The 23,897-nt window shown below is 65.2% G+C and carries 30 protein-coding genes; 22 read left to right on the top strand and 8 right to left on the bottom strand.

Translation table 11 applies throughout. The features are described 5' to 3' along the window. Positions 1 to 308: 308 nt before the first annotated feature. The 7 genes from AC0IY1_RS06570 to AC0IY1_RS06540 all read left to right on the top strand — a co-directional run bounded on the left by AC0IY1_RS06570 (position 309) and on the right by AC0IY1_RS06540 (position 3,753). Positions 309 to 866, top strand: coding sequence for a head-tail connector protein (locus tag AC0IY1_RS06570; RefSeq protein WP_471768548.1), 558 nt, complete (start codon positions 309 to 311; stop codon positions 864 to 866). Continuing rightward, a complete protein-coding gene (locus AC0IY1_RS06565; RefSeq protein ID WP_471768547.1) occupies positions 866 to 1,210 on the top strand; it encodes a head-tail adaptor protein in 345 nt (114 codons plus the stop codon). Before AC0IY1_RS06570 ends, AC0IY1_RS06565 begins: the two co-directional genes overlap by 1 nt. Before the next feature lie 157 nt (positions 1,211 to 1,367). Beyond that, positions 1,368 to 1,931 carry a hypothetical protein gene (locus tag AC0IY1_RS06560; RefSeq protein ID WP_471768545.1) on the top strand — a complete coding sequence of 188 codons (564 nt, stop codon included), beginning with the start codon at positions 1,368 to 1,370 and terminating at the stop codon, positions 1,929 to 1,931. Between the two features lie 379 nt (positions 1,932 to 2,310). After that, the gene (locus AC0IY1_RS06555; protein WP_471768544.1) at positions 2,311 to 2,754 is read left to right on the top strand and encodes a DUF3168 domain-containing protein; all 444 of its coding nucleotides are present in this window, start codon (positions 2,311 to 2,313) and stop codon (positions 2,752 to 2,754) included. A gap of 2 nt (positions 2,755 to 2,756) precedes the next feature. Further along, complete coding sequence (locus AC0IY1_RS06550) at positions 2,757 to 3,197, top strand: hypothetical protein (protein ID WP_471768542.1); 441 nt, start codon at positions 2,757 to 2,759, stop codon at positions 3,195 to 3,197. Then, entirely contained in the window at positions 3,194 to 3,628 is a 435-nt protein-coding gene (locus tag AC0IY1_RS06545) for a gene transfer agent family protein (RefSeq protein ID WP_471768540.1), read from the top strand. The genes AC0IY1_RS06550 and AC0IY1_RS06545 overlap by 4 nt, the downstream gene beginning before the upstream one ends. Beyond that, positions 3,625 to 3,753, top strand: coding sequence for a hypothetical protein (locus AC0IY1_RS06540; protein WP_471768539.1), 129 nt, complete (start codon positions 3,625 to 3,627; stop codon positions 3,751 to 3,753). The genes AC0IY1_RS06545 and AC0IY1_RS06540 overlap by 4 nt, the downstream gene beginning before the upstream one ends. Here AC0IY1_RS06540 and AC0IY1_RS06535 read toward each other — a convergent pair. Next, on the bottom strand, positions 3,750 to 4,004 hold the full coding sequence (locus AC0IY1_RS06535) for a hypothetical protein (RefSeq protein ID WP_056302895.1): 255 nt from the start codon (positions 4,002 to 4,004) through the stop codon (positions 3,750 to 3,752). The two genes, AC0IY1_RS06540 and AC0IY1_RS06535, sit on opposite strands and share 4 nt — an antisense overlap. A gap of 13 nt (positions 4,005 to 4,017) precedes the next feature. On the opposite strand from AC0IY1_RS06535, the gene AC0IY1_RS06530 reads away from it, so the two are divergent. From AC0IY1_RS06530 to AC0IY1_RS06485, 10 genes are all read left to right on the top strand, one after another. Then, positions 4,018 to 6,216 carry a hypothetical protein gene (locus AC0IY1_RS06530; RefSeq protein ID WP_471768538.1) on the top strand — a complete coding sequence of 733 codons (2,199 nt, stop codon included), beginning with the start codon at positions 4,018 to 4,020 and terminating at the stop codon, positions 6,214 to 6,216. Continuing rightward, positions 6,216 to 6,782 (top strand): hypothetical protein, encoded by a 567-nt coding sequence (locus AC0IY1_RS06525; RefSeq protein WP_471768536.1) that lies wholly within the window; start codon positions 6,216 to 6,218, stop codon positions 6,780 to 6,782. The genes AC0IY1_RS06530 and AC0IY1_RS06525 overlap by 1 nt, the downstream gene beginning before the upstream one ends. Next, positions 6,767 to 7,165, top strand: a complete 399-nt coding sequence (locus AC0IY1_RS06520; RefSeq protein WP_471768535.1) for a DUF6950 family protein — start codon at positions 6,767 to 6,769, stop codon at positions 7,163 to 7,165. Before AC0IY1_RS06525 ends, AC0IY1_RS06520 begins: the two co-directional genes overlap by 16 nt. Beyond that, positions 7,158 to 9,266: a phage tail protein gene (locus tag AC0IY1_RS06515; protein WP_471768534.1), complete on the top strand. Its 2,109-nt coding sequence runs from the start codon at positions 7,158 to 7,160 to the stop codon at positions 9,264 to 9,266. Before AC0IY1_RS06520 ends, AC0IY1_RS06515 begins: the two co-directional genes overlap by 8 nt. Continuing rightward, positions 9,266 to 9,940: a hypothetical protein gene (locus AC0IY1_RS06510; protein WP_471768532.1), complete on the top strand. Its 675-nt coding sequence runs from the start codon at positions 9,266 to 9,268 to the stop codon at positions 9,938 to 9,940. Before AC0IY1_RS06515 ends, AC0IY1_RS06510 begins: the two co-directional genes overlap by 1 nt. A gap of 81 nt (positions 9,941 to 10,021) precedes the next feature. Beyond that, entirely contained in the window at positions 10,022 to 11,281 is a 1,260-nt protein-coding gene (locus AC0IY1_RS06505; RefSeq protein ID WP_471768531.1) for an SGNH/GDSL hydrolase family protein, read from the top strand. Between the two features lie 11 nt (positions 11,282 to 11,292). Then, positions 11,293 to 11,523 carry a hypothetical protein gene (locus AC0IY1_RS06500; protein ID WP_471768530.1) on the top strand — a complete coding sequence of 77 codons (231 nt, stop codon included), beginning with the start codon at positions 11,293 to 11,295 and terminating at the stop codon, positions 11,521 to 11,523. A gap of 60 nt (positions 11,524 to 11,583) precedes the next feature. Further along, positions 11,584 to 12,732, top strand: coding sequence for a phage tail tip lysozyme (locus AC0IY1_RS06495; RefSeq protein WP_471768528.1), 1,149 nt, complete (start codon positions 11,584 to 11,586; stop codon positions 12,730 to 12,732). Positions 12,733 to 13,089: 357 nt separating this feature from the next. Beyond that, positions 13,090 to 13,518, top strand: a complete 429-nt coding sequence (locus tag AC0IY1_RS06490; RefSeq protein WP_471768527.1) for a hypothetical protein — start codon at positions 13,090 to 13,092, stop codon at positions 13,516 to 13,518. Beyond that, positions 13,518 to 13,892 (top strand): hypothetical protein, encoded by a 375-nt coding sequence (locus AC0IY1_RS06485; RefSeq protein ID WP_471768526.1) that lies wholly within the window; start codon positions 13,518 to 13,520, stop codon positions 13,890 to 13,892. The genes AC0IY1_RS06490 and AC0IY1_RS06485 overlap by 1 nt, the downstream gene beginning before the upstream one ends. Positions 13,893 to 13,955: 63 nt before the next feature. Here the strand turns inward: AC0IY1_RS06485 and AC0IY1_RS06480 are convergent, their stop codons facing one another. The 4 genes from AC0IY1_RS06480 to AC0IY1_RS06465 form a co-directional block, all read right to left on the bottom strand. Beyond that, positions 13,956 to 14,216 (bottom strand): hypothetical protein, encoded by a 261-nt coding sequence (locus AC0IY1_RS06480; protein WP_471768524.1) that lies wholly within the window; start codon positions 14,214 to 14,216, stop codon positions 13,956 to 13,958. Positions 14,217 to 14,289: 73 nt separating this feature from the next. Further along, positions 14,290 to 14,484, bottom strand: a complete 195-nt coding sequence (locus tag AC0IY1_RS06475; RefSeq protein ID WP_471768523.1) for a hypothetical protein — start codon at positions 14,482 to 14,484, stop codon at positions 14,290 to 14,292. Between the two features lie 10 nt (positions 14,485 to 14,494). Next, entirely contained in the window at positions 14,495 to 14,773 is a 279-nt protein-coding gene (locus tag AC0IY1_RS06470; protein WP_471768522.1) for a hypothetical protein, read from the bottom strand. A gap of 4 nt (positions 14,774 to 14,777) precedes the next feature. Beyond that, positions 14,778 to 15,059, bottom strand: coding sequence for a hypothetical protein (locus tag AC0IY1_RS06465; RefSeq protein ID WP_471768521.1), 282 nt, complete (start codon positions 15,057 to 15,059; stop codon positions 14,778 to 14,780). Between the two features lie 417 nt (positions 15,060 to 15,476). On the opposite strand from AC0IY1_RS06465, the gene AC0IY1_RS06460 reads away from it, so the two are divergent. From AC0IY1_RS06460 to AC0IY1_RS06440, 5 genes are all read left to right on the top strand, one after another. Continuing rightward, positions 15,477 to 15,863, top strand: coding sequence for a hypothetical protein (locus AC0IY1_RS06460; protein WP_471768519.1), 387 nt, complete (start codon positions 15,477 to 15,479; stop codon positions 15,861 to 15,863). An 84-nt stretch (positions 15,864 to 15,947) separates the two neighbouring features. Next, entirely contained in the window at positions 15,948 to 17,453 is a 1,506-nt protein-coding gene (gene glpK, locus AC0IY1_RS06455) for a glycerol kinase GlpK (protein WP_471768518.1), read from the top strand. 56 nt (positions 17,454 to 17,509) lie between these two features. Beyond that, positions 17,510 to 17,938: an MIP/aquaporin family protein gene (locus tag AC0IY1_RS06450; protein WP_471768517.1), complete on the top strand. Its 429-nt coding sequence runs from the start codon at positions 17,510 to 17,512 to the stop codon at positions 17,936 to 17,938. Between the two features lie 15 nt (positions 17,939 to 17,953). After that, positions 17,954 to 18,136 (top strand): hypothetical protein, encoded by a 183-nt coding sequence (locus AC0IY1_RS06445; protein WP_471768516.1) that lies wholly within the window; start codon positions 17,954 to 17,956, stop codon positions 18,134 to 18,136. 121 nt (positions 18,137 to 18,257) lie between these two features. Continuing rightward, positions 18,258 to 19,157: an NmrA family NAD(P)-binding protein gene (locus tag AC0IY1_RS06440; protein ID WP_471768514.1), complete on the top strand. Its 900-nt coding sequence runs from the start codon at positions 18,258 to 18,260 to the stop codon at positions 19,155 to 19,157. A 24-nt stretch (positions 19,158 to 19,181) separates the two neighbouring features. On the opposite strand, the gene AC0IY1_RS06435 is transcribed toward AC0IY1_RS06440, so the two are convergent. From AC0IY1_RS06435 to AC0IY1_RS06425, 3 genes are read right to left on the bottom strand one after another with little or no spacing between them, the layout of a single operon-like run. Continuing rightward, a complete protein-coding gene (locus tag AC0IY1_RS06435) occupies positions 19,182 to 20,918 on the bottom strand; it encodes a response regulator (RefSeq protein WP_471768513.1) in 1,737 nt (578 codons plus the stop codon). Between the two features lie 23 nt (positions 20,919 to 20,941). Further along, positions 20,942 to 21,406 carry a response regulator gene (locus AC0IY1_RS06430; protein ID WP_055952319.1) on the bottom strand — a complete coding sequence of 155 codons (465 nt, stop codon included), beginning with the start codon at positions 21,404 to 21,406 and terminating at the stop codon, positions 20,942 to 20,944. Between the two features lie 3 nt (positions 21,407 to 21,409). Continuing rightward, positions 21,410 to 23,755 carry an ATP-binding protein gene (locus AC0IY1_RS06425; protein WP_471768512.1) on the bottom strand — a complete coding sequence of 782 codons (2,346 nt, stop codon included), beginning with the start codon at positions 23,753 to 23,755 and terminating at the stop codon, positions 21,410 to 21,412. Positions 23,756 to 23,897 lie beyond the last annotated feature (142 nt).

The following is a 23,897-nucleotide window of genomic DNA, read 5'->3' as shown; positions in this document are numbered from 1 at the left end:
TATTCCATCAAAACACAGGTGACGAACCCGCTTCTCGCTGGCACCTCTAGCGCGACAGTCGCCCTGCTGAGCGACGCCGCTAACCCCCCGACGACAGAGCGCGGGCGGGTCGAAGCAACGTCCGGCGTCGGCCTGACTGTCAGCATCGCGTTGACCACGTCCAACACCGCCCAGCTTTCCTACATCGTGCCGGCTGGCCACTACGTCAGGCTGGTTGCGACCACGGCTGGGACCGCGGCGGCTTCAATCGTCTCGCAGTGCGAAGAAGTCCTCGGCTGACACTCGCGCGACCGGAAACAGAGACCAGCATGCACACCAGCGTCATCACGCCACCCGAGCCGATCGTCTCGCTTGATGAAGCGAAACGGCATCTGCGCATCGACGGAAACGACGACGACGTTGTGCTGGCCTTGATCGAAGCCGCGCAAGGGAATATCGATGGTCCGTCTGGTTGGCTCGGTCGCTGCGTCGGCATGCAGACCCTGGAAGTCACGACAGACACCTTCGACTTCGGCATCCGCCTTCCCTACCCGCCGGCCATCGCTGTGACCTCGGTCAAGTACGATGACCCGAGCGGCGTCGAGCAGATCCTAGACACTGGCGGTTATCGCCTCGACGTGACGGGAACGGTGGTCTGCGCCTTCAACGGCTCTTGGCCTGCGACGCGCGCCGACTGCGGCGTGATCCGGGTCCGCTACAGCGCTGGCTACGCAACCCCGCCAGCTCCGATCAAGGCCGCGGTTCTGCTCATGGTCTCGCACCTCTACAACAACCGGGATGCGGTGACGACGACCCAGGCTCAGCCGGCGACCCTGCCGCTCGGCGTCGAGTTCCTGCTAGGCCCCTATCGAGTGCTGAGCGTCTGATGGACAGCGGGCGTTTCGAGCATCGCGCGCAGTTCATGCGCCGGCCCCCGATCCTCGACAACGAAGGCCAAGACACTGGCGACCGCGGACCCTACGCGCCTGCCTTCACTCTGAACGCGAACTTCCGGCCTCAGTCTGTGCGTGAGGCGGTGCAGGGCGGTGGCGCTCAGAATGTCGAGACCGGCATCCTCACTGTGCGCGACACGAAGCAGTCCCGCACGATCACCAACGGCGAGCGCGTGAAGATCCTGGGTCGCGACTTCGCTATCGAGGGCGTCGGCCTTCCCGATCGCCGCACTGGCCTGATTGCCCTCAACATCTCAAGCAACCTCGGCGGCGGGTAATGGCAAGCAATACGATCATTTTACGATTTGGCCTTGCTTGGTGGTTCATGCCTGCTCTTCTATCGGTATGCTGCTTGAGTAAGATTGGTGTTCGTCTTCCTGTTCGCGCGTCTAAGTGGGTTGTCCGAAAAGCAATTCTAATAAGGCGGGTCTGAGTATGGACATCGGCGCGACCATCGGCCTGCTCTCGCAGGGCTATTCAGCCACGTCCTTGACCGGCGCGGCGCGCGACTTCTCCAACACCCGCGGTGTGCTCTCGGGCCTTCGCCTGATCGACACCGTCACTGGCATCTTCGGCGTCGAGGCCGTCACGAAGCAGATCGTTAGCCATGCCGTGAAGCTGGCGCTGAAGTCGGACAATGCGAGCGAGAAGGCCGCCCGCGAGATGGTCGACCTCATGCGCTCGCGCGTGGCACAGGACACCGGCAACCTCCTCAACGGCATCACCTACCGCAAGGAAGGCAAGACCTGGGTTGTCGAGGCGACGGCGGTGCGTGCTGGCGGCTACGACTACGCCTTGGCTGTTGAAGCGGGGCACCATGCCGGTGGCACGGTCGCGGATGGCAACCTATTCGACGACACGACCGGGGCAGGGGGGCGACAGGTTCGCGCCTCGAGCGGCGGCGATGTCGAAGGCCAGCCGTTCTTCTACAACTCCGCGCGTGAGGCCCTGGCCGACTGGGCGGGCGAGCTGCGCGACGCCAGCCGCGAGGGATTGTGATGGGTTTGGATCTATCGAAAGACGCATCGCGCAGCGTTTGGGTCGTCTGCACGCTATTGCAGGGGGATAAGGCGGGACAGTTTGAAGTTCAGGGCGTCTACGAAAATCAGGATCTAGCCTTAGCCGCATGCAGTGATGGCTTAACCTCGGCTGCGCGTTTTGAGGTTAACCGCGATTATCGCGGGCATCATGATTTTCAAGTGATTAGCCAGGCGAACCCTCAGCCGGTGTTGACGACTAGCCCATCAAAGCCTGTCAAAAAAACGTCTGACGCTTCATGCGTGCTGCGTGTAGCCGGCAAGGCCTACCCTCGCACCTGCAAGGTTTGCCGCCTCGGTCCCTGCACTATTGGGGCGCCTTCAGATTATGAGCCAGCGCAGTGACCGCGCTCTCTCCCATCCTGCCGCTGCGTGACGCGATCCGCGCGCTGCTGCGTGCCGATGCCGGCTTCAAGGCCATTGCGGGCAATCGGATTTACGACGACGTGCCGACGAGCACAGCAACGGCGCCCTACGCCTACGTCGGCCCGATGCGGCGCTCGCGCTACGAGATCGGATGCGGCCTCGCCTGGACGGTGCAGGCTCGCCTCTACGCTGTCTCAACGGCCAACGGGCGCACCGAGGCCTGGTCGCTGATCGACGCGATGTCCAATGCTCTTGAGGGCTTGGAGGACTTCACCCCCGCCCTTGCCGAACCGTTCCGACTGCAGAAGCCCATTGAGGTCACGCAGGCCGGTGACGTGATCGACCCGCTGCAAGCGAAGTCGGTCTTCCTCGACCTCACAACCATCATCGCCGGGCCTGGGTCCGGTTTGGAGGACTGACCATGGCAACCCCTGACCTTCTCCCCGGCAACCGCTTCCGTGCCTATCGTGGCCTCGGTACTTCTGCTGAGTTCGTCTGCTTGGCAACTTCGATCACGCTCACCATCACCAACGCCTATGACGATGTGACGGTGGCCGACTGCGACAATCCTCTTGAAATCCCGACCCGCAAGAGCGCCAAGAGTTCGACGTCATGGGGCGGCCGGTTCGCGGGCGCCATCGCCGCCGATCACCTTGACGACTTCCGCACGGACGTCGCGAGTGAGAGCCCGGTGCCGTACACCTTCCGCATCGACAAGCCCTTGGCGGGTGGCGGCGGCCAGTGGCAGGGCAACGTCCACATCGAGAGCTTTGAGATCACCCGCAGCAACGCAGGCATCACGCAGTTCACCGCGCAGTTCCGCGGCGATGGCCCGCTCGTCTGGGCGCCGGCCACCGCATGAGCGAGAGCGACACCTCTCGCACAATGGTGCGCGCGGCCTTCGGTGGCCGCGAGCGCAACTTTCAGCTCCGGCTCGGCGAGATGTCCGAACTGGAGCGGCTGTGCAGCGCCGGCATCGGCGAGATCATGGCGCGGCTGGCAACGCACCGCTTCGGCGTGAACGACATCTGGGAACCGATCCGTCTCGGCCTTGAGGGGGCGGGCTCATCGCCGATCGAAGCCCAGGCGCTTGTCATGCGCTACCACCCACCGGCTTACCCGATTGCCGACTTCCTGCAGCTCGCCGTGCAGATCGTGCAGGGCGCGGTGTCGGGAGTGCCCGAGGGAAACGCCGAGACGGAGGGGGCAAGCGACCAAGGCCCGGGGACCTCTCCGTCTTCATCCGAGCCGGCGCCGTCGCGGGCTACACGCCGCAAGACGTCAAAGGCATGACCCTGGCCGAGTTCCATGCGGCACTCGACGGGTTCATAGGGGCGAAAAGCCCAGCCGAGCAGGCACCATCCGAGGATGAGTTCCTGAAGGTGCTGATGGAAGAGATGGCGGCGGGCCGGGCCTAGCGGATCTGGGACGTCAGGCGAACAGCGATCGCGGTCGTCTTGTCGAGCGTCGCGGCCATCCCCTTCGTGCGCTTGAGGTCCTTCAAGTCATCGTCCGTCGCGCAGATGAACATCTTGCGCCCGTCCAGCAACCGTCCATCGACATAGCGGGCGCATTCCAGCGGCGTCACTGGCTCCCTGACCCGGTCAAAGGTGCAGGGGACCTGCTTACCGCCGGGTGTGCAGGCCATGAGGACGAGGATCAGATACATGGGCGTTTCCTAAATGGCCGATCCGCTTGTCATTCAGTTCGGGGCAGATACCTCGCGCGCTCAGAGCGCGATGGCAAGCCTTGCCGCGTCGATCGCTGGCAATATGGCGTCGGCCGGCGTGGCTCTGTCCGGCTTGGCGGCAAACAGCAACCAGACCGGCAACGCTCTTGGCGCCCTGCAACAGAACCTCACGCGCGCAGCCGGAGCCATCGGCAACGACGTGAAGAACATCGCGACGGCCACGGCCAATGCAGCCACGGCCGAGAAGGCGACCCTTCAGGGCGTCGTGACCAGCTTCACCGCGGCAGCAGCATCCTCCCAATCTGCCCAGGCTGCCGTACAGGCCGGCGTCTCGGGTACGACGACCGCCATCACGACCCTCGGCGCTCAGATCCCGGCGCTGCGCACGTTGCTCGGCGCCTTCCTCGCATTCGAGGCCGCAAAGCTGGTTTTCGCCAGCGTCTCGGCGTCCATCGACGCGGCTCGCGAGCACATTGCCGACTTCGTCAAGATCGGCAAAGAGGCCGAGCGCGCTGGCGTCTCCCCTGAGTATTTCCAGCGCGTCACCCTCGGCGCCGAAAAGTACGGCCTTACCGTCGAGCAGGCCGCTGCATCCCTCAACCGCTTCCGCGATGCCTCAGAAGTCAAGATCGGCGAGGGCAAAGACGGGCGCAACACGTCGGCTCTTAGCGATCGGCTTCAGCAGAATGTAGCGGCGGGCAACATCACCGCTGGCGACCGCGGCGCTGTTGAGGGCGCGAACGGCACGGAAGCAAAGCTTCGCGCGCTTCTCGATCTCATTCAGAAGCTGAAGGATGAGGGCAAGGACGTTGCCGCCTTTGATCTCGCCGGCAAGTTCGTTGGCCCTGAGTTTGAAAGGCAGCTTCGCAACGGCGAGGACGCGGTCAACAAGCTCAAGGCCGCGATGGACACCACGTCGGCATCGGTCGCCGGCATTCGCATCATCGGCGAAGAGGAAGTCGAGCGCGCCAATCAGCTCGACGCGAAAGCCAAGGACATCGCCAACACCTTGTCGTCTGCACTGGCGCCGATCCAGCGCGATATCTCCAATTCGGTGCTCGACACCTACGACGCATTCCTACAGGTCGAAGCCGTCATCGCCCGGGTCGTCGGAGTAGCCGTCAACCTCTACACGCAGATCACTGGTGTGGTCACGGCGGCGAAGGATCTCGTCAATCAGATCCCGTACATCGGCAAGGTGCTGACTGCCAGCAACCCGATCACCCTCCTGCGTGAAGCCGGCAGGGCCGTTGGTGTGGTTGGCCCTGAAGGTGCCGCAGACGCCTCTACCACTCTGCCAGAGATCGGCGTGCGTGGCCGCGATCGCTCCCGTGCGTTGCCGAGCCTTTCGACGCCTCGCAGCAGCGGCGGTGGCGGCTCGTCAGCCGAACGCCTCGATGCCGTCGAAACTCTCATCAACCAGATCGAAAAGGCCCGTGACACCGCGAAGGCCGAACTCGACAACGTCGAGAAGACGAACGTCGAGCGTGAGAAGGCCGTCGCCATTGCGAAGGCTGAGGCCGCGGCGCGCGAGGAGGTCAAGAAGGGCAACCGCGAGAGCGCGGCGCTGTCCGAGGACGAGCGCAAGCGCATTCTAGCTGGCGCCGAAGCTTGGCAGACCTACAAGGACCGCACGATGGATGCCAACCAAGCGATCCGTCAGGCGGCCGAGGCCTCTCGGTTCTTCGGCGAAGCGGCAGCTAACGGGCTTGGCGATGCCATCCTGCAGGGTAAGTCGTTCTCAAGCGTCCTGAATAGCATCTCTCAGCAGGTCTTCCGCTCGGGGCTGCAAGGGCTTCTCACGGGTCAGGGGCCGCTTGCTGGGCTGCTAGGTACGGCGCCCGCCGCGAGCGCCGGTAGCAGCGCGGTAGGTGGCGTTGCTGGGCTGTTCACCAGCTTCTTCGGCGGCTTCAAGGCCAACGGTGGCCCTGTCGATGCCGGTCGCGCCTACACTGTAGGCGAGCGCGGGCGCGAACTGTTCATCCCCAACGGTAACGGTCAGATCGTGCCCATTGCTCAAGGCTCGGGCGCCACGGGCGGCAACTCCATCCGCATGGGCGACACGATCATCGACGCCCGCGGCGCAGATGCTGGTGTCGAGCAGCGCCTTCGGGCGCTTGTTGCTGCGCAGGCTGCCGAGAGCCGTCGCACGATCGGCAACCAGCTTGCCTCGTGGAAGGACAACAACTGATGCCCCGCATGCCGGCGACCATTGCCGCGCTTCAGCAGGGCCAGGTCGTGCGCGTCGCGCGGCTCGTGCAGTTCGACTTCGCCAGCGAGACGATCCGTGTGCATCAGGGCGCTGGGCCGATCCGCACGGCCGATGGCGCGGTCTGGTCCGGCCTCGGCGAACTCGGCACGATCTCGGACATCGAGCGGGCCGTCGTGCCGAGCAACGGCGGGCCGAGCCTCACGCTGTCGGGCGTCGAACCTCATCTAATCGCCAAGACCATGGCCGCATCGGACGAGACCAAGGGGCGGCCTGTTCGGATCTTCGATCAGCACTTCAACAAAGACTTAGGGCTGCTCGACGCGCCGCTGGCTGTCTGGGTCGGTCTCATGGACCGCATGACGATCCAAGATGACGGCGCTACGGCCACCATCAGCGTCACTACCGTGACCCTGCTTTACAACCGGCGCCGCCCGGCCTTCGCCTACCTGAACGCGGCCTCGCAGCGACGGCTCTATCCGAACGACGGCGGCGCAGATCAACTCGCCCGCCTCGTGCAGGCTTCCGAAAAGTGGCCTGCCTACTAAGCCATCTGCGCGAGGGCATGGCGACGCCCTTTGATCGCGCATCCGGCAACGACTGCGCCATGTGGTGCGCGGACTGGGTTCTGAAGGCAACCGGCATTGACCCGGCCGCAGACCTCCGCGGCACCTACACCAACGAGGTCGGCGCGGCGCGGCAGATCATCCGCTGGGGCGGCTATGTCCCGATGTGGCGGGTTCACATGGCGACGGCCGGCTTTAACACGACGACCTTCCCGCAAGAAGGTGACGTCGGCGTCGTCCTCGATGCGGCGGGTCAGACCATCTCGGCCATCCGCTTCGATGGCAAGTGGGCCGCCAAGACCACCAATGGCATCATCGTCGAGGATTTCCGCATGCTGGTAGCCTGGAGCCTGTCGCGTGGCTGAAGCGCTCGGATTTGCCATCATCAGCGCGATCGGCGGGGCGGGCGCCGGCGGCATCGGCATTGCGGCTGTCGGCATCGCGGGCGTGTCGGTCGGGACCATCGTCGGCACCACCGCGATCCTCGGCGGCTCGCTCCTCGTCAACACGCTGACCACGCCTGATATCAAACAGAAGGTGCAGAGCCAGCAATTCTCGTCGAAGCAGTCGCTTCCGCCCCGGCGGCGCGCCTTCGGCACGGTGATGATCGCCGGGCCGAAGGTCGAATACCGTAGCGCGAACGGCAAGTTCTACAACGCGATCTATCACTGCGAGGGGCCGATAGGCTCATTCCTCGGCTACTGGCTTGAGGACAAGCGTGCGAACCTGCCACCGGGCTCTCTCGGTGGCCCATCCGGTATCGCCCCCTGGCAGGACAACGTCGTGCTTGAGGGGCATCTTGGCGCCACTGACCAGGCAGCCTCGACCCTCCTGCTTCAACTCCCGCAATGGAGCGCCGAGGACCGCCTGCGCGGCTGCGCCTATTCGGTGATGGCGGCAACAGCCCCGAAAGAGAAGAACTTTCCGAAATCGTTCCCATCTGGCACTTGGCCCGAGCATCGCGTGCTGATCCAGGGGTCACGGGTGCGGAACCTGAACGACGCAGCACAGACCGACAACGCGGCCACATGGCTGTGGTCGGACATCCCGGCACTTTGCATCCGCGACCACCTCACGCATCCCACCTTCGGCATGAAGGTGCCCTACGCCCTGATCGACGACGCATCGTTTTCGGCGGCGACTAATCTCCACGCTCAGCCCGTCACCAACAAGGCCGGCGAGAGTTTCCCGCGCTACTATCTCGGCGGCGCTTTCGATCTCACCGACGAGCCGGCCGATGCGCTGCAAGGTATGCTCGATGCCTGCGATGGGCGGCTCTACCTCACGCCCGAGGGTAAGATCGGCATCAGCGGCGGCGTCTACGTCCCGCCCGATGTCACACTGACCGATCCGCACATCATCTCCACGGGACAGATTGAGATCGGGTCTGGCAAGCGTGCGGCCTTCAACCGACTGAAAATCTCCTACGTCTCAACTTCCCACGACTACCAAGTGATCGAGGGCGACCCGTGGGAAGATCTGCCGGGGCAGGAGGCGGCAGGCGAGATTTTAGAGAGTGACTTTTCGCGGCCGTGGGTACAAAACCATAATCAGGTGAGGCGTCTGGCGAAGATCCACACAGCCCGCCAGAACCCTCAATATCGCATCACTGGCCTCGTCACCGATCGCAGCGGCCTTCCGGCGCTGTTTGAGGACGTCATCCGCCTGCAACTCACGCGCTACGGCATCGACGCGGTGTTCACCGTTGAGCGCGCGGTTGCGGCCGGCGATGGCTCGACATGCACCTTCGACCTCGTATCGATCAATCCTGCAGCCTTCGACTTCAACCCTGCGACCGAGGAGGGCACCGCGCCTGCGCTTCCTGGCGAGGATACCGTAGCCGAAGTGCCGGCGCCTCCCGTGGATCTGGCGGCTCAGATTGATCGGCGCACGGTCAGCGGCACGACTGCGGCGACGTTCCTCGTTCTCACGTCGGACGAGCCTGAGCGGGTCGACCTCTCACTGATCGGTCGCTATCGCGCAGTGGGTGCGACAGACTGGATCGACATGAACGCCGACACGGACAGCCGCGGCCGAGTGGTCTCGTCTGTCCTCGTCGACGGGCAGGAGTACGAAGCGCAAGGCGCTATCGCCAGCTATGGCCGCGCCTCGCAAAGCGACTGGACGGCAACCAGCCCAGCGACCATCAGGGCCATCGCCGATGCGACTTCGACCGGAGCGCCCACCGGCTTCGTTGTGACGGGTGGCGCAGGCCAGGCGTCTGGCGCCTTTACGGCCCCCAACGCCCCGAACTTCGGCAGCGCCAAGGTCTTCCGCGGCACGACGACGAACTTCGCGCAGGCCACCGCCATCCGCACCGTCAACGGCTCGGCAAGCCAAGCCTTCGACTTCACGGACACTGGCCGCCCGGCGGGCACATACAGCTATTGGGTCCGCGCCTACAATCGCAGCGGCTTCGGTGACGCAACGAGCACCGCTGGCCCCATTACAGTGACGGTGACTTGATGGCGGATCGTGTTTGGCCGCCGGCCCTTCGCTTCTCGCAGGTTCTGCTTGAGCCGCGTGGCTCAACCCGTTCCGGCGGGCAATCGCTGATGGGACAGGAACAGATCGTCGTCTCACCGACCGCGCGCTGGATCGGCACGATGACGGTTCCGGTTTCTCAGAAGCAAGATGCTGTGTTGGCATGGCGCTGGATGAAGGCAGGAGGGCGCGGCACGGTCATCCTCGTGCCCGCATCTGACGGGAGAGGCCCTGCGCATCGCGCCGGCATCGTGCCGTGCAGCTACAGCGTCCCGCATTCAGACCGTGCCAACTTCTCCGATGGCACTGGCTACGGCCAGAGCTTCAGCGATGCTAGGCTTGCCGAGCCCGCTGCGATGAATGCCACTCAGGTCCGCATCAATTTGGGTGCCGGCTTGCAGCTTCTGCCGGGCATGCGCTTCTCAATGCCTGGCGGTCGTCTCCACGAGATCGCAGACCTTATCGACTGGGACGGCGGCAACCTCTGGACGGTCAAGATTGGCCCTTGGACGGCTGCGGACTGGCCTGCAGGGACTGCCGTCGACTTTGATCGTCCCGTCTGTCGGATGCGCCTTGCCTCCGATGATGCGGGTTCGCTGAACCTGTCGCTCAACCGCTTTGCCACGCCGACGGTCGACTTCGTCGAGGCTTTCTAACTCCCCAAACGCCGTCGCACTGACGCCACCTAGCCTGCCGCTGGGCTGCGTCCGCACGTCTCCTCCCATCGTGAGATCGAGATGCCGCCTCCCGTCCTGCCGCAAGACGTCTTCCGTCCGTTCAATCAGGCCGGCAACCCTCTGTCGGGCGCCTATACCCCGCCCAAGGGGGACATCGTCTCACTTCTGAACTGGATACTGGACGCGCTGACCGCCGCGGGCGGTGACCCCACCGCGCTCAACGATCTGCGCAAGCGCCTTGCCTACGCGCCGAACCGCAAGCTCTGGAACTACGACAGCCAATTGCTTCGGTCCTGGCGCACGGGCCGCGCGGCAGTGAAGAACAAGGTTCGGCGCGGGCGCATCCTGATCGTGGACGACAGCACCGGACGAGGCGTCGGCGAGGGGCCGCTTTCCTCTTGGCCTACGCATCTAGCAGACTTCCTCGTTGCGGCTGGCTACAACGCCGTAGCCAACGGTATCATCGGCAACGGCGGCAACGTCTCGACCACCTTCGACCCGCGGCTGACCTTCGGCTCGGGCTGGGGCGTGACCAACACCCCCACTGTCGGCGGCTACCTCCTGTTTGGCAACGCCGGTGGGACTGGCGCTCTCTCGTATCGCCCCACCAACCCCGTCGACACCTTCGAGGTGTTCTTCTCGGGCAACGGCACGACTGGATCGCTCTCGGCCAACATCGACGGCGGCACGGCCACGGCGGTGAGCACCGCTAGCAACCCGGCGGCGGTGGTCAAAAAGACCTTCAGCGCTGGCTCAGTCGGCCTCCACACCCTGAACCTCACGGGCGTCACCGGCAGCGCAGTCTACGTGGTCGGCTTCAACGCCTACGACAGCACCAAGCCCGGCATCGACATCCTCAACGGCGCAAGCTCCGGCTCAAAAGCTTCGGACTGGATTGTCGGAAGCGATCCATGGAGCCCGCTGCAGCTTCTTCCGACCCTTGGCGCAGATCTCACTATCGTCGGCCTCGGCATCAACGACGCTGGAGCGATCGACAACGGCACCCTGACCGCCGCGACCTTCCTCACGCAGCTCGGGCAGATCCTGACAGCGGTTGGCGGCTCGCCCCTGCTGAAGACCTGCGTGCCCTCATCGATCAGCGGCGGCGTCAGCGCGGCATCACAGATGGCCGTCAACGTGGCTCAATACAGCCTAGCGCAATCTCGGAACGTCCCGCTGATCGACGTGTCAAACGCACTCGGCAGCTACACGGGCTGGGACCAGAACGCGACCTACGGACTGATGTTCGACCGGCTGCATCCGTCCGGCGCGGGCTATGCCGACATGGCCCAGATCCTTTCGGAGGCCGTGTGTCAATGACGGAGGCCGCTATGATCTCGACCGATCCCCAGACCGACACCCACCGCTATCCGACGACCGACCACCGCATGCGCGATGGCTACGGCGGTGACGGCTACCTCTATGTCGCTTGCGCGAGCGATGAGGATGCGCTGGCGCTGGCGCGCGAGGAAGACGCGGAGATGTCCCTGGAGCGCCTTGAGCGTCGCTCTGGTGATGCCTGGGAGCCGTGCGAGACGAACGCTGCCCGCAACGGTCCCTGACCAGCTCGCCGCGCCACCCGGCCCGAGCCTCTGACTTCCTGTCCTGCTGGAGAACACCCGATGTCGCTTTTCACCGAGAAAGCGCCGGCCATCATGCGCGATCTCATGGCCGCGTTTGGCCTGGACGATCTGAGCGCGGCGGCGATCCTCGGCAATCTTGGCCACGAAAGCGGGGGCTTCAAGTTCCTGCAAGAGAAGAAGCCGCTTGTAGCGGGATCTTGCGGGGGCTGGGGCTGGGCACAGTGGACCGGGCCGCGGCGTCGCGCCTTTGAAGCTTGGGTCTCGGCGAAGGGCTATGACCCGTCGTCCGACGAAGCTAACCTCGGCTTTCTCGTGCACGAGTTGCAGAGCACCGAGGCAAAGGCCATTCCTGCTGTTAAAGCGGCGAAGGGCCTGGAAGCTAAAGTCCGAGCGTTTGAGGCGGCCTTCGAGCGGGCTGGCGTCAAGCACTACCCCAGCCGCTACAACTACGCTGGGCAGGCCTACACAGCGTTTACGGGCCAGCCGATCACGGTCTCGGCTCCGACCCCGCCGAAGCGCCCGGCTTCAGTGACCCCCGTCACGCGGGCGCGTGCTTGGTCCGAAGACAGCCTCGCCGATTTTGAGGTGCGAGCCATTCAGCAGCGCCTTCGCGATCTGGGCTTCTACCAGGTCGGCAAGGTCGACGGGAAGATTGGCCCGAGCTTTAAAGCCGCGCTGCTCGCCCTGCAGGCTACGGCCGGCATCACCGAAGACGGGCACTGGGGGCCGCAGACGAAAGAAGCCTTGGCCGACGACGGCAACCGTCGCAAGGTCGACCCAGCCCGAGCGAACACGACGGCGAAGGATCTGCGTCACCAGGGCTCAACGATCGCCATTGAGGGCAACCGGGTGACGTGGGCCAGCGTGCTCGGTCTCCTCGTCGCACTCGTTGGCGCTGCGCACGCCGCCTACACTGCGCCGGCCGATCTGCCCTTCGGGTCTTCCATCATCCTTGGGCTCATCCCGCCACCGTTCGGATCGATCGTCCAGGCTGTTGCGCCGTTCTTGATGGCGTTCGTGCCGCTCGCCTACAGCGCCTTGGCCGCGCAGGGCATTGTGCGCGCTCGGGTCGTCGCCGAACAGACGGGCCTTCACAACGGCGAGCCCGCGCCGGCCCCAACCGATGAGGACGAGCCGTCAGACGCTCCGAAGCTCGGTGGCTGGCTCGGCTCAATGTTCGGGCGGTAGCGATGCTCGTCGAACTCTACCCCGTCTTCTGGCTGTTCTGCAGCCTCGGCCTGATCGTGGCGATATTCGCCCTGCTGGTCTGGAAGATCTAAAAGCAGCGGGGGACGACCGCTTAGTTTGGTCGCCGAACGGTCGCTCCCCCTGACCATCCCGCAACGTCAACAGGAGACGTCCCGACATGGCTGACGCCACGATCCGCGAGTTTCCCTCATGCTGGCAAGGGCCGATAGAGAGCCCCTATGGAAGCGGGCGTTTAGATACGGCGCCTGCATGATGGGCCTTCACCAACCACGCAAACCGCTGCTCCCCATGCATCCTGCAGGCCCCTACAGCACCTATCGACTGTTCGAGTGGTGCATGGCGCTGATGTTCGTCGGCATCGCCGCGACATTGGCTCTGCCGGGCGACACGATGGAGCGCGCCGCACTCAAGCCGATCGCGCAACTCGGGTTCAACGAGAGCAATCTGGCGACGTTCTTCGCCGCGGCAGGCTCAATTCGAGTGATGGCGCTGTTCCTCAACGGCTTCATCAACAACGCGAACATCGGTCCTAAAGGCGCATACATCCGCGCTGCTTGTGCGGGTGGTGGCTGCCTCGTCATGGGTCAGCTCACCTTCGCCTTGGTCTACGATGCCTTCCAGGCAGCTAGTCCCAGTTTTTTCATCCCCGTCCTTGGCACGCTTGCCATGTTCGAGGCCCTGTCGGTGTATATTGCTTGCCTAGATGCGGTCTCACGGAAATCGAGGATCGGGCAAGCTCTGTCTAAGCTGGAGACAATAGGCTGATGGAGCCGCTGCTTGGGTTTCTGAAGGACCTGCTGACATCGCAGCCTATGATGCAAGTCTTCGTCGGGGCGGGGACGTTCATGCTGATCGCCTACATGATCTTGAGGGCGACGAAGGACAAGAACGCCATCCCCGCCGTTGCTACCCCCAGCATCGCCGATGTGCCGCAGCCGTTCCTTCAGGGGCCTCGCGAGGCCGTTGACCTGATGCGCGAACTGCGCGACCTCGCCCGCCGAGCTACTGAAGACACTAGCCGGATCGCCGAGTGCGCTCGGGCAACGAAGGAAGAGGCGATCAAGCAGACCGCCCTGCTGGCAGCCATTGAGCGGGAACAGGCTCTCGAGAACCGGATACACGATCGCGACCGGCCCTAGCCTCCTAACCCCCTGACGCATTTCGCCCGGCCGCCGTCATGGCGGTCGGGCGGTTTTTGCGTTTCAGTTTAGGCTAATCGCCAGAACGCAATCAGCATTCCCGAGGCGGAATGTCCCGAGTGGTCTTGTTTCCTGCCCCTCAATTTCACGAACCCCTCGGACAATCCGTTCTGCAGCCTCGGTCTCTGCGGCTTGCTCATCATCAGCCATGACAACTTCAGCGGCGTAGAAAATCACGGGCTTGCCTAGCACCTCTCCAAGTGCCGTCCATACCCCAGGGTATGTGCCTTTCCAGATCATTCCGTATTCGTGTATCGCTGCCATCGCCTGCCATCTTACTTCTGCCATTGAGAACTATAGCCCGGCCGCCGTCATGGCGTGCCGGGCTTTTTCTGCGTCAAACGCCTTCGCTGTAGAGAACCCGCGCAATGGCCGCCTCTATCGCTACGTGCTGACGCACATCTTGCGCAACGCGCTGCCATTGCTCCGTCATGGCACCTCCCTCAGTCTGGTTCTCGACCCCAGCGTTCGGATCAAGCCCGAGGATCTGGCAATACTCGCGGGCCACCGCCTCAATCATCTTCTCGTTCATCACGGGCGTTTCATCCTTCAGACAGGGTGGTGGAAGAGGGCGGGGAGGGGATCACCCATTGCTGAACCGGGAACGGCACTGAGCAGATGGCTTCGATCCAGACGCCGAGGCCGGTAGTCCCGACGTAGCCAGCCGTTGGCCCGGCCGTGAGCCTACATTCGTCGCGCAGAAGGCCGGCGCGCTTCAGGTCCTCGGCGTAGCGGCGATGAACTTCATTGTGGAGCATGGGGTGCTGATCGGTCTTGCAGTGGTAGTGCATGGCGATCTGGACGTGCAGCGGCGTTACCATCGTCTCACTCCTGCGGGCTGGTGGTGGAGGGGGAAGGCTTCGGACCTTCCGCGAAATGGAACCGGCCGTGCTCATTGGAGACGATGTGGAAGTCGCGTTGGTAGCGACCCTTCGCGCCGTTCGTCTTTGCGAAGAAGCTCTGGCCGGCAGCCAAGGCCTCCTGCACGGTCTTGAAGCCAGGAATGAACGGCTTGGATGGGCTAACCCTGTTGGACTGATCCCGGGAAAGCCTAGCAATTACGTTGAACGGTTTGCGGTCCAACTCCGGCGTAAGTGCTTGCTTCATCTACATCTTGGCACCCCAACCGGGGTCGCCACAGCGCATTGTCCCTACACGCTCCGACGCACCGTTCGGCCGTACGCGTCTCCGATCGGGCCCGCACGGCCTGCACCCGGGAACGCCTTACCAGCGGTGGCTCACGGTGCCGGTGATGCACCGGCCCTCGCCGTCGTTGCAGCCGACGAAACCCGCCTGGGGCACGCAGGTGCCGACGATGACGCGGTCGAGCAAGTTGCTGGACATGGTCTCGAGCTCTTCCGGCGTGCGCCCGCTCTACGACGATGCGATAGCTCACGCCTCGGCCTTCACCCGAGACTGTGTGCCCGGCTTTGATGATGCCGGCGGTCAGGCCCCGGCCTCTCGGTTTTCGGCGGCGAAATCAGCACCTACAGTCGCCTTGCCGAGCACGCGATCGAGAAATTCATGCATCACTTCCCGGGTCTCAGGAACGTCTGGTCCGGCCATGCGATCCGACCCGGCGACGCGGTCCCAGAGGCAGAGCTCGAGGCCTTCCCAGCGCAGTTCCTCCGTGAGGCTCCGTTCCTCCTGGCCGAGACCCTGCGGCGCCCGGCGCAGGCCTCTGGGACCGAAGCACACGCCCTCGTTGGTGGCTCCAGCGCTCTCGCGGGTCTCTGCGAAGCCTTCAACGGCGGCTTGACGGCGGCCGAGGTCGACTGTCTCGATCGCGCCGAATGGGCGCGGACCGCTGAGGACGTCCTCTGGCGGCGCTCGAAGCTCGTCCTGCGCACGACCCCGGAAGGCGCTGTCCGCCGCGCCGCCTCCGTCTCGTCGAAGGCCGAAGCCGCGTGACGCCAGGGAATTCCTCTGCACCGAACCTGGCGTGAAGACCGGCCCAGGCATCTTCGACGAACCTTCCAAGGGAGGACGACAGCCATGTCTCAGTATGTTGGCGCCATCGACCAAGGTACCACCAGCAGCCGCTTCATCGTCTTCGATCGCGCAGGACAGATCGTTTCCTGCAAGCAGCGGGAACATGCGCAGGTCTATCCGCGGCCCGGTCACGTCGAGCACGATCCGATGGAGATCTGGCGCAACACGCAGGCCGTCATGCAGGATGCCCTCGCGGGCGCCGGCCTGACCCCGAAGGACCTGGTCTCGATCGGCATCACGAACCAGCGTGAGACCACGCTGATCTGGGATCGCCGCACGGGTGTCCCGCTTCACAACGCGCTGGTCTGGCAGGACACGCGGAACGACCGCCTGGTGACCGAGTTCGCGCGCGACGGTGGCCGCGATCGGTTCCGGGCACTCACCGGCCTTCCATTGGCGAGCTACTTCTCGGGCCTGAAGCTGCGCTGGCTCCTCGACCACGTCGACGGCGCGCGCGAGAAGGCGGAAGCCGGCGACGTCCTCTTCGGCAACATCGATTCCTGGCTCGTCTGGAATCTCACCGGCGGCCCGAATGGCGGCCTCCACGTCACCGATGTGACCAATGCCAGTCGCACCCAGCTCATGTCCCTGGAGACCCTGGTCTGGGACAACGGCATGCTCGCCACGTTCGGGATCCCCCGCGCAATGCTGCCGGAGATCGTCTCGTCGTCCCAGGTCTACGGCGAGACCCGCGTACCCTTCGCCGGGGTGGCGATCGCCGGAATTCTCGGAGATCAGCAAGCCGCCCTGTTCGGCCAGACCTGCTTTCAGCCCGGCGAGGCGAAGAACACCTACGGCACGGGATGCTTCGCGTTGATGAACACCGGCGCGACGCCGGTGCCCTCAACCTGTGGCCTCGTGACGACGCTGGGCTACAAGCTCGATGGCAAGCCGGCGGTCTACGCGTTGGAAGGGTCCATCGCGATCACGGGCGCGCTGGTACAGTGGCTGCGCGACAACCTGCAGATGATCCAAGACAGCGCCGAGGTCGAGCGCCTCGCCACCACGGTGGAGGACAATGGCGGCGTCTACTTCGTACCCGCCTTTTCGGGGCTCTACGCGCCGCACTGGAACGAGGGCGCCCGCGGCCTGATCATCGGCCTCACCCGCTATGCCAATCGCGGTCACATCGCCCGCGCCTGCCTGGAAGCCACAGCGTTTCAGACCCACGAGGTGTTGGAGGCAATGGAGAAGGATTCCGGCATTCCGGTGCGCGAGCTACGCTCGGATGGCGGCATGGTCGCCAACCTGACCCTCATGCAATTCCAGGCCGATATTCTCGACGTTCCCGTCGTGCGGCCGAAGGTGACGGAGACCACTGCCCTGGGAGCCGCCTACGCCGCCGGTCTCGCGACCGGCTACTGGAAGAGCACGGACGACCTCGTGCGCAACTGGGGCGTCGACCGGCGTTGGGAGCCCAATATGGACGCGGCGCAGCGCCAGCGCATCACCGCGGCCTGGGGCCGAGCAGTGAAGCGCTCCTTCGACTGGGACATGCAGGACGACTGAAACCCTCAACGGCGTCGATCACCCCGGAACCGCAAGGAAACATCGAAGGATATGCGATGACGTCGCCCTTCCCGGGCGAACGTCTCGGCACGATGGTGGTGATTATGCTGGGCCGTGGTGTGGGGGCCGGCGCCCTGCTGCGCGGCTCGAAGGCGGAAGGCGCGGGCTGGATCGCGATCACCGCCGGCAGCGTGAGCAAACTCTTCGTCTACGTGACGGCCCAGACGATCGGCGCCTTCCTCCGAGCGATTGTCGTTTGGCCACACGACCTGCCGCCTTGGGCCATCACCGAGGACCCGGAGACGAAACGGGCCTGCTTCCGCATCGATCCGGCAATCCAAAACACCTCTGCGAACTGGATGCGCGAAATCATCGGCACGGTCCTGCTGATCCTCATCATCCGCGCATTGCTGTCGCGGACCGTAGGCGCAGCGCGCACCATCCCCACTGGTCTCGCACCCGACCGCGTCGGCATGGTCGTCTGAGGTATCGGACTGTCGTTGGGCGGCGCCACGGGCGACGCGATCAACCGAGCCCGAGACCTCGGGCCTCGACGCGCCCATGCGGTCCTGCCCATCTCCGCTAAGGGCGACTCGGATTGGGGCTATGCCCTGACCCTGGTGCCTGACCCGGCCGTCGGCGCTGCCCTTGCCGCACGCCTCATCCTGGCGATCGGCTTCTGAGAACCGTGCCTCGCTCATGGGCGCAGGCCTGGACTTTCGGTCGTCCGACCTACCTTAAGGGCGAAGCGGCCTCCGGGGTGTTCCCGATCAGAAGCCGGAACAATCAGGACCGCGATTGCCCATGGATTCGACCCGCCCGTCCGCGCAAACCGTCCTGCTTGCGGGCGTCGGAGGCGATCTCGGGGGCCGCATTGCGAGAGCACTCGTGGCGCGGGGCGCAGACGTCAGGGCTCTCGTGCGTGCCGGCGTCAAGCCGGGGAACCTTCCGCCCGGCGTGACACCGGTCACCGTCGACTATGGCGATCCACGTTCGCTTGCGAACGCCTGTCATGGTGCTGCCTGCGTCGTCTCGGCCCTGAACGGATTAGAGCCCGTCATCCTCGAAGCGCAGGGTCGGTTGCTCGATGCAACGGTCGCCGCAGGTGTGCCGCGCTTCATCCCTTCGGACTTCTCCCTCGACTTCACGCGCACGCGGCCAGGGGACAACCGCAATCTCGACCTGCGCCGGCACTTCATGGACCGGGTCGACCGGACACCGATCCGTGCAACCTCGATCCTCAACGGGGCCTTCGCCGATCTGCTCACAGGTGAGGCGCCGATCGTCCTGCAGAGGCCGCGGCGCATCCTTTACTGGGGCGATGCCGACCAGCCCCTCGATTTCACCGCCAAGGACGACGTCGCGCGCTACACCGCGGCGGCCGCCCTCGACTCCGAAGCGCCGCGCATCCTGCGCATCGCCGGCGATACCGTCACGCCGCGCGTCCTGGCGACCCTCATGACCGACCTGACGGGTCGTCCCTTCGGCCTGTGGCGGGCGGGCGGCCTGAAGCGGCTCAGCCTGTTGATCCGGATCGCTCGCGCCGTGACGCCGGCGAGCGACGCCGTCTTCCCGGCTTGGCAGGGCATGCAATACCTGCGCGACATGGCCAGCGGACGAGGTCGATTGTTGCCGCTCGACAATGATCGCTACGGCCAGATGCCGTGGATCGGTGCCCGAACGACCCTCGCGGCAGTCGCGTGAGACCCAGCCGGGTCCTCGACAGCCTCAGGCGGAGTGGCGCTGGCTGACCACGAGGCGCAATCCGGCTTGGCCGAGGGTCGATTCGGCGAGGATGGCGGCGGCCTTGCGCTCGAGCTCGCCGCGCTGAAACGGTTTCTGGACGATGCGCTCGGCTCCAACCTCGCCTGCCACCATCAGCGCGGCGGTGTCGGCATATCCCGTCACGAACATCACGGGAAGATGCGGCCAGCGACTGCGGATCTCGCACGCGGCCTCAGCCCCGTTCATGCCCGGCATGGCGAAATCCAGAACGATCAGGTCGACACAAGCGTCGGAATCGAGAGCCGTCAGCGCGGCAAGTCCAGATCCGGCCTCGCGGATGCGATAGCCATTCTCGGACAGGATCGAGGTGGTGATCTCGCGAACGGCGCTATCGTCGTCCACGACGAGGACCACGGGTCGATCTCCCGTCCGACGCTGCTCGGCGCAGTCGATGACCGGTTGGGATGCCTCGCGAACCGAGGCGGCGCCTTCCGCCCGCGGCAGGTAGATCCGCACGGAGGTGCCTTCGCCGATCCGGGTGTCGATGCGAACGCCACCGCCGGACTGCTTCACGAAACCATAGACCTGAGCGAGGCCGAGGCCCGACCCCTTGTCGACCGCCTTCGTTGTGAAGAACGGCTCGAATACGCGCGCCAGGACTTCCGGCGCGATACCGGTGCCTGTGTCACTCACCGCGAGCATCACATACTCGCCCGGGGCCGGCTCCTCCGGACGGGCAGGGGGCTGCGTGAGGGTGACGTTCGCGGTCTCGATGGTGAGGCAGCCGCCGACCGCCATGGCATCGCGCGCGTTGATCGCGAGGTTCAGGATCACCAGTTCGATCTGTGTGGCATCGACGAGGGCCGACCAAAGATCGGCTTGGAGCATCATCTCGATGCGCACCGCGCCGCCGATCGAACTCTGCAGAAGATCGCGCATGGAGGCGACGGTCTGGTTCAGTTCCACCGGCGTCGGCTCCAGGCGCTGCCGGCGCGAGAAGGCGAGGAGTTGCGCCGTCAGGCGCGCACCGCGGTCGGCCGCGCCGCGCATCATCTGCAGCCGACGCTGAGAACGCTCGTCGGGGACGGCCCGTTCGAGGAATTCGATGTTGCCGGAGATCACCGTCAGCAGATTGTTGAAATCGTGAGCGACGCCGCTGGTTAGCTGTCCCACGGCTTCAAGGCGCTGAGCCTGGCGCAGAGCCTCCTCGACGCGCTCGCGCTCGGCAATCTGGCGGTGCAGTTCTGCGTTGGCGGCGGCGAGATCGCCCGTGCGAGTCCGGACACGCGCTTCCAGGGTGGCATTGAGGTCCCGCAACTCCTGGAGTGCGCGCTCGCGCTCGGCATGGGCGCGCGCCTCGGCGAGGGCACGCATGATGGTCCGAGGTAGGCGGTCGAGGCGCTGCTTCGTCACGTAATCCGTCGCACCCCGCTTCAGGGCCTCCACCGCGACATCCTCGCCGAGGGTACCCGAAACGAAGACGAACGGCGTTCCTGGACATTGGGCACGCGCGATCGCCAGGGCGCTGAGGCCGTCGAAGGTCGGCAAAACGTAGTCGGCGAGGATGAGATTATGTCCGCAGGACGCCGCCGCGGCAGTGAAGTCCGGCGCTGTCATCACGCGGTCGATCCGATAGGGATGCCCGAGATCATCGAGGACCGCACCCAGGAGCTCCGTATCGAGGTCGCTGTCTTCGAGGAGCAGGATCTTCAGGAGGGCGGGCCCGGAGGTGTCCAGCATCGCCTGATCGGGCTCGGGCTGTGTCACGTGTTTGATGGCCAACCTCCTCCCCGATGCGGCGGCGGCTCGTTCAGCACCGCCCAGAAAACGCCGAGATCCTGGATCGCCTCGAAGAATTCCGTGAACCCAACGGGCTTGACCACAAAAGCGTTCACGCCGAGGTCGTAGGACCGCACGAGGTCGGTTTCCTCTCGCGACGACGTCAGCATCACAACCGGGATCGCACGGGTCCGGACATCGCCCTTGACCTGCGCAAGGACCTCCAACCCGTCGACTTTGGGCAGCTTGAGGTCGAGCAGGACGACGGCCGGGTCGCGCGCATCCCGGTCCGCGAAATCGCCGCGGCGATAAAGGAAGTCGAGGGCCTCGGCACCGTCGCGGCAGATCACGATTTCATTCGCGAGCTGGCTCTTGTCCAGGGCGGCGAGGGTGAGCTCGATATCGTTTGGATTATCCTCGACGAGGAGGATCGGCTTCAGATCGGGCATGGATCAGCGGGCTTCCCTGGGGTTCCGCGACGATCGAGCTCGATTCGCGGGATTCGGATTGGGCACCGCCCTCGGCGTCGGCAGCGTGAAATAGAAGGTTGCGCCCCGTCCCACGGCGCCCTCGGCCCAGGTGCGCCCACCGTGGCGCTCGACGATGCGCCGGACGTTCGCAAGGCCGATGCCGGTCCCCTCGAATTCCTCTACCCGGTGCAGGCGCTGGAACACGCCGAACAGCTTGTCGACATAGGCCATGTCGAACCCGACGCCGTTGTCGCGCACGAAGAAGACGGCCTGCTCCGCCGCATCGTCCTCCTGTCCGCTATCAGCGCTCCGACCATCCAGACGACCGATCTCGATCGTGGTCTCCGCCCGATCCCGGGTGTACTTGATTGCGTTCGAGAGCAGATTCTCGATAACGAGCCGCAACATCACCGGATCGGCGTTGACCCGTCCAAGCTGTCCGATGGTCCAGTGGATCGTCCGCTCGGCCGGAACATCGCGCAGGACGCCGCGGCGGACCTCCTCGACCAGGGCATTGAGATCACCGGCGACGGGGTTCAGGGCATTGCGGCCCATCTGGGAGAAGCGCAGCAGGTTGTCGACCAGGGTGCCCGCCGAGAAGGCCGCCTCGATGATCGTGTTGATGTAGTGCCGCCCCTTTTCCGACAGGCGGCTGCCCTCGCGCGAGCGCAACAGTTCCGAATACCCGACGATATGCCGAAAGGGCGCGCGGAGGTCGTGGCTGACCGAGTAGGAGAAGGCTTCCAGCTCCTTGTTGGAGCGCTGCAATTCCTCACTGAGGGAGGCGAGCTCCTCCGCCCGCCGCAGAACGATCCCGAGCACGGACGCCCTCAGGTCCTTCACCGATTCGGTTTCGGCCCGCGTCCAGGGGAGGGAGCGGTTCTGCAGCGTCTCCTTCCAGGTGGCGAAGGATTGCCGAGGGTGCAATCGCTCGGGGCCGCCGGCCGGATCGGGCACGGCGGCCTTGGTCGGGTCGCCACCCCACTTCACCGTACGCACAACCTCAGGTCGGAACCAGAGCACGTAGCTGGCATATTTCTGCGAGATCGAGATCGCCAGGAGGCCGCTGGCCCGTTCGGCGAAGGCGCGTGCCGGCGGATAGGCCTCGCTCAGGGCATCCGTGACCACGAGGTCGGCACCACCCGGGCCACTGGAGAGCCAGTGGTAGATTGCCCGCACCTCGGATTCCCGCGGCGTGGCGCCGAGGAGCCGGCAGCTGTCCGAGGTGATCACCGCCGCGCCCGACGCTCCGGCGAGGGCCAGGACATCGTCGGGATGCTTGAGCAAGCCGTCGAGGAAGTTCTCCTCCTCGGCCATGAAGCCGAGCAGCCGCGACTGGATCGCCCCGAGGCGCAGGCGTTGTTCGGCTTCGGCGCCGCGCTCCTTGGCGGCGAGTTGCAGGGCGAAGATGCGCGTGAGGAAGTCGCAGGCGTTCCGCGCCTGCAGCGGCACCCGGCGGGCCTCCGCGTTGTGGCAGGAGATCAGGCCCCACAGGGCGCCGTCGACGAGGATCGACACCGACATCGAGGCCATCGTGCCCATGTTGCGCATGTACTCGACATGCACCGGCGAAACGCTGCGCAGGATCGACTGGCTGAGGTCGAGGGGCTCCGCGCTCTCACCGGCCGCGCGCAGGATCGGGACCGGATCGTACGCGGCATCGGGAATGATCCGCAGGCGGTTGCGGCGGTAGAGTTCGCGGGCCTGGGCCGGAATGTCGCTCGCCGGAAAACGGAGGTCGAGGTAGGAGGGCAGGACTCCGTTGCCATCCTCGGCAATAACGGTGCCGTGCCAGTCCCGGTCGAACCGATAGACGAGGGTGCGGTCGAAGCCGGTGATGTGGCGGATGTCGACGGCCACGAGATGGCACAGGTCGGCGACGGAGGCGGCGTCGTGCAGGCCCTCGACGAAGCGGCTCAGACGCGGATAGAGCGCGTCGAGACTGTGGTCGGAGGCGAGGGCACTCTCCACCGCCTCGAATTCCAGGATGGTGATCGGGTCCGAGCGATGGACCGCCAGATCGTAAGCCCGAGGCCCATCCGCCGTCGCCAGCGTGACCGTGCGCAGGTACTGCGCGCCGTCGCGCTCCGCCTCGCCCAGGTCCGGCGGGAGAAGCCCGTCGAGGTCCGGAAAGAGATCGGCGAAGGGTCGGCCGAGAACCCCGTCCGTCCCGCCCGGAACGTTGGCGCTCGCCTGCACGATCCGCCGTTCCGCGCCCCGGAGGGCCACAAGGAACCCATGGGGCTGCAGCGCGCCGAGGCGGTGAATCGGCTCTCGGTCGCAGGCGGTCAGAGCCTCGGCCGGTGGCGACCCTGAGGTTAAGCTCAAGTCGTTCGCTCCTCGCTGACAGCCCCCGCCGCGATCTCCAGTGCGGTGCCTACGCGGATCGCGCGGGTCGCGCAACGCGCTGCCTTATGTTCGATACGAAACATTTCGCCGCTCCCTCCAGCGGTCCGGCGCGGCACCCCGT

It is taken from the genome of Methylobacterium sp. AC690 (assembly GCF_979256535.1).
This window is presented reverse-complemented; position numbering and strand designations above follow the sequence as displayed.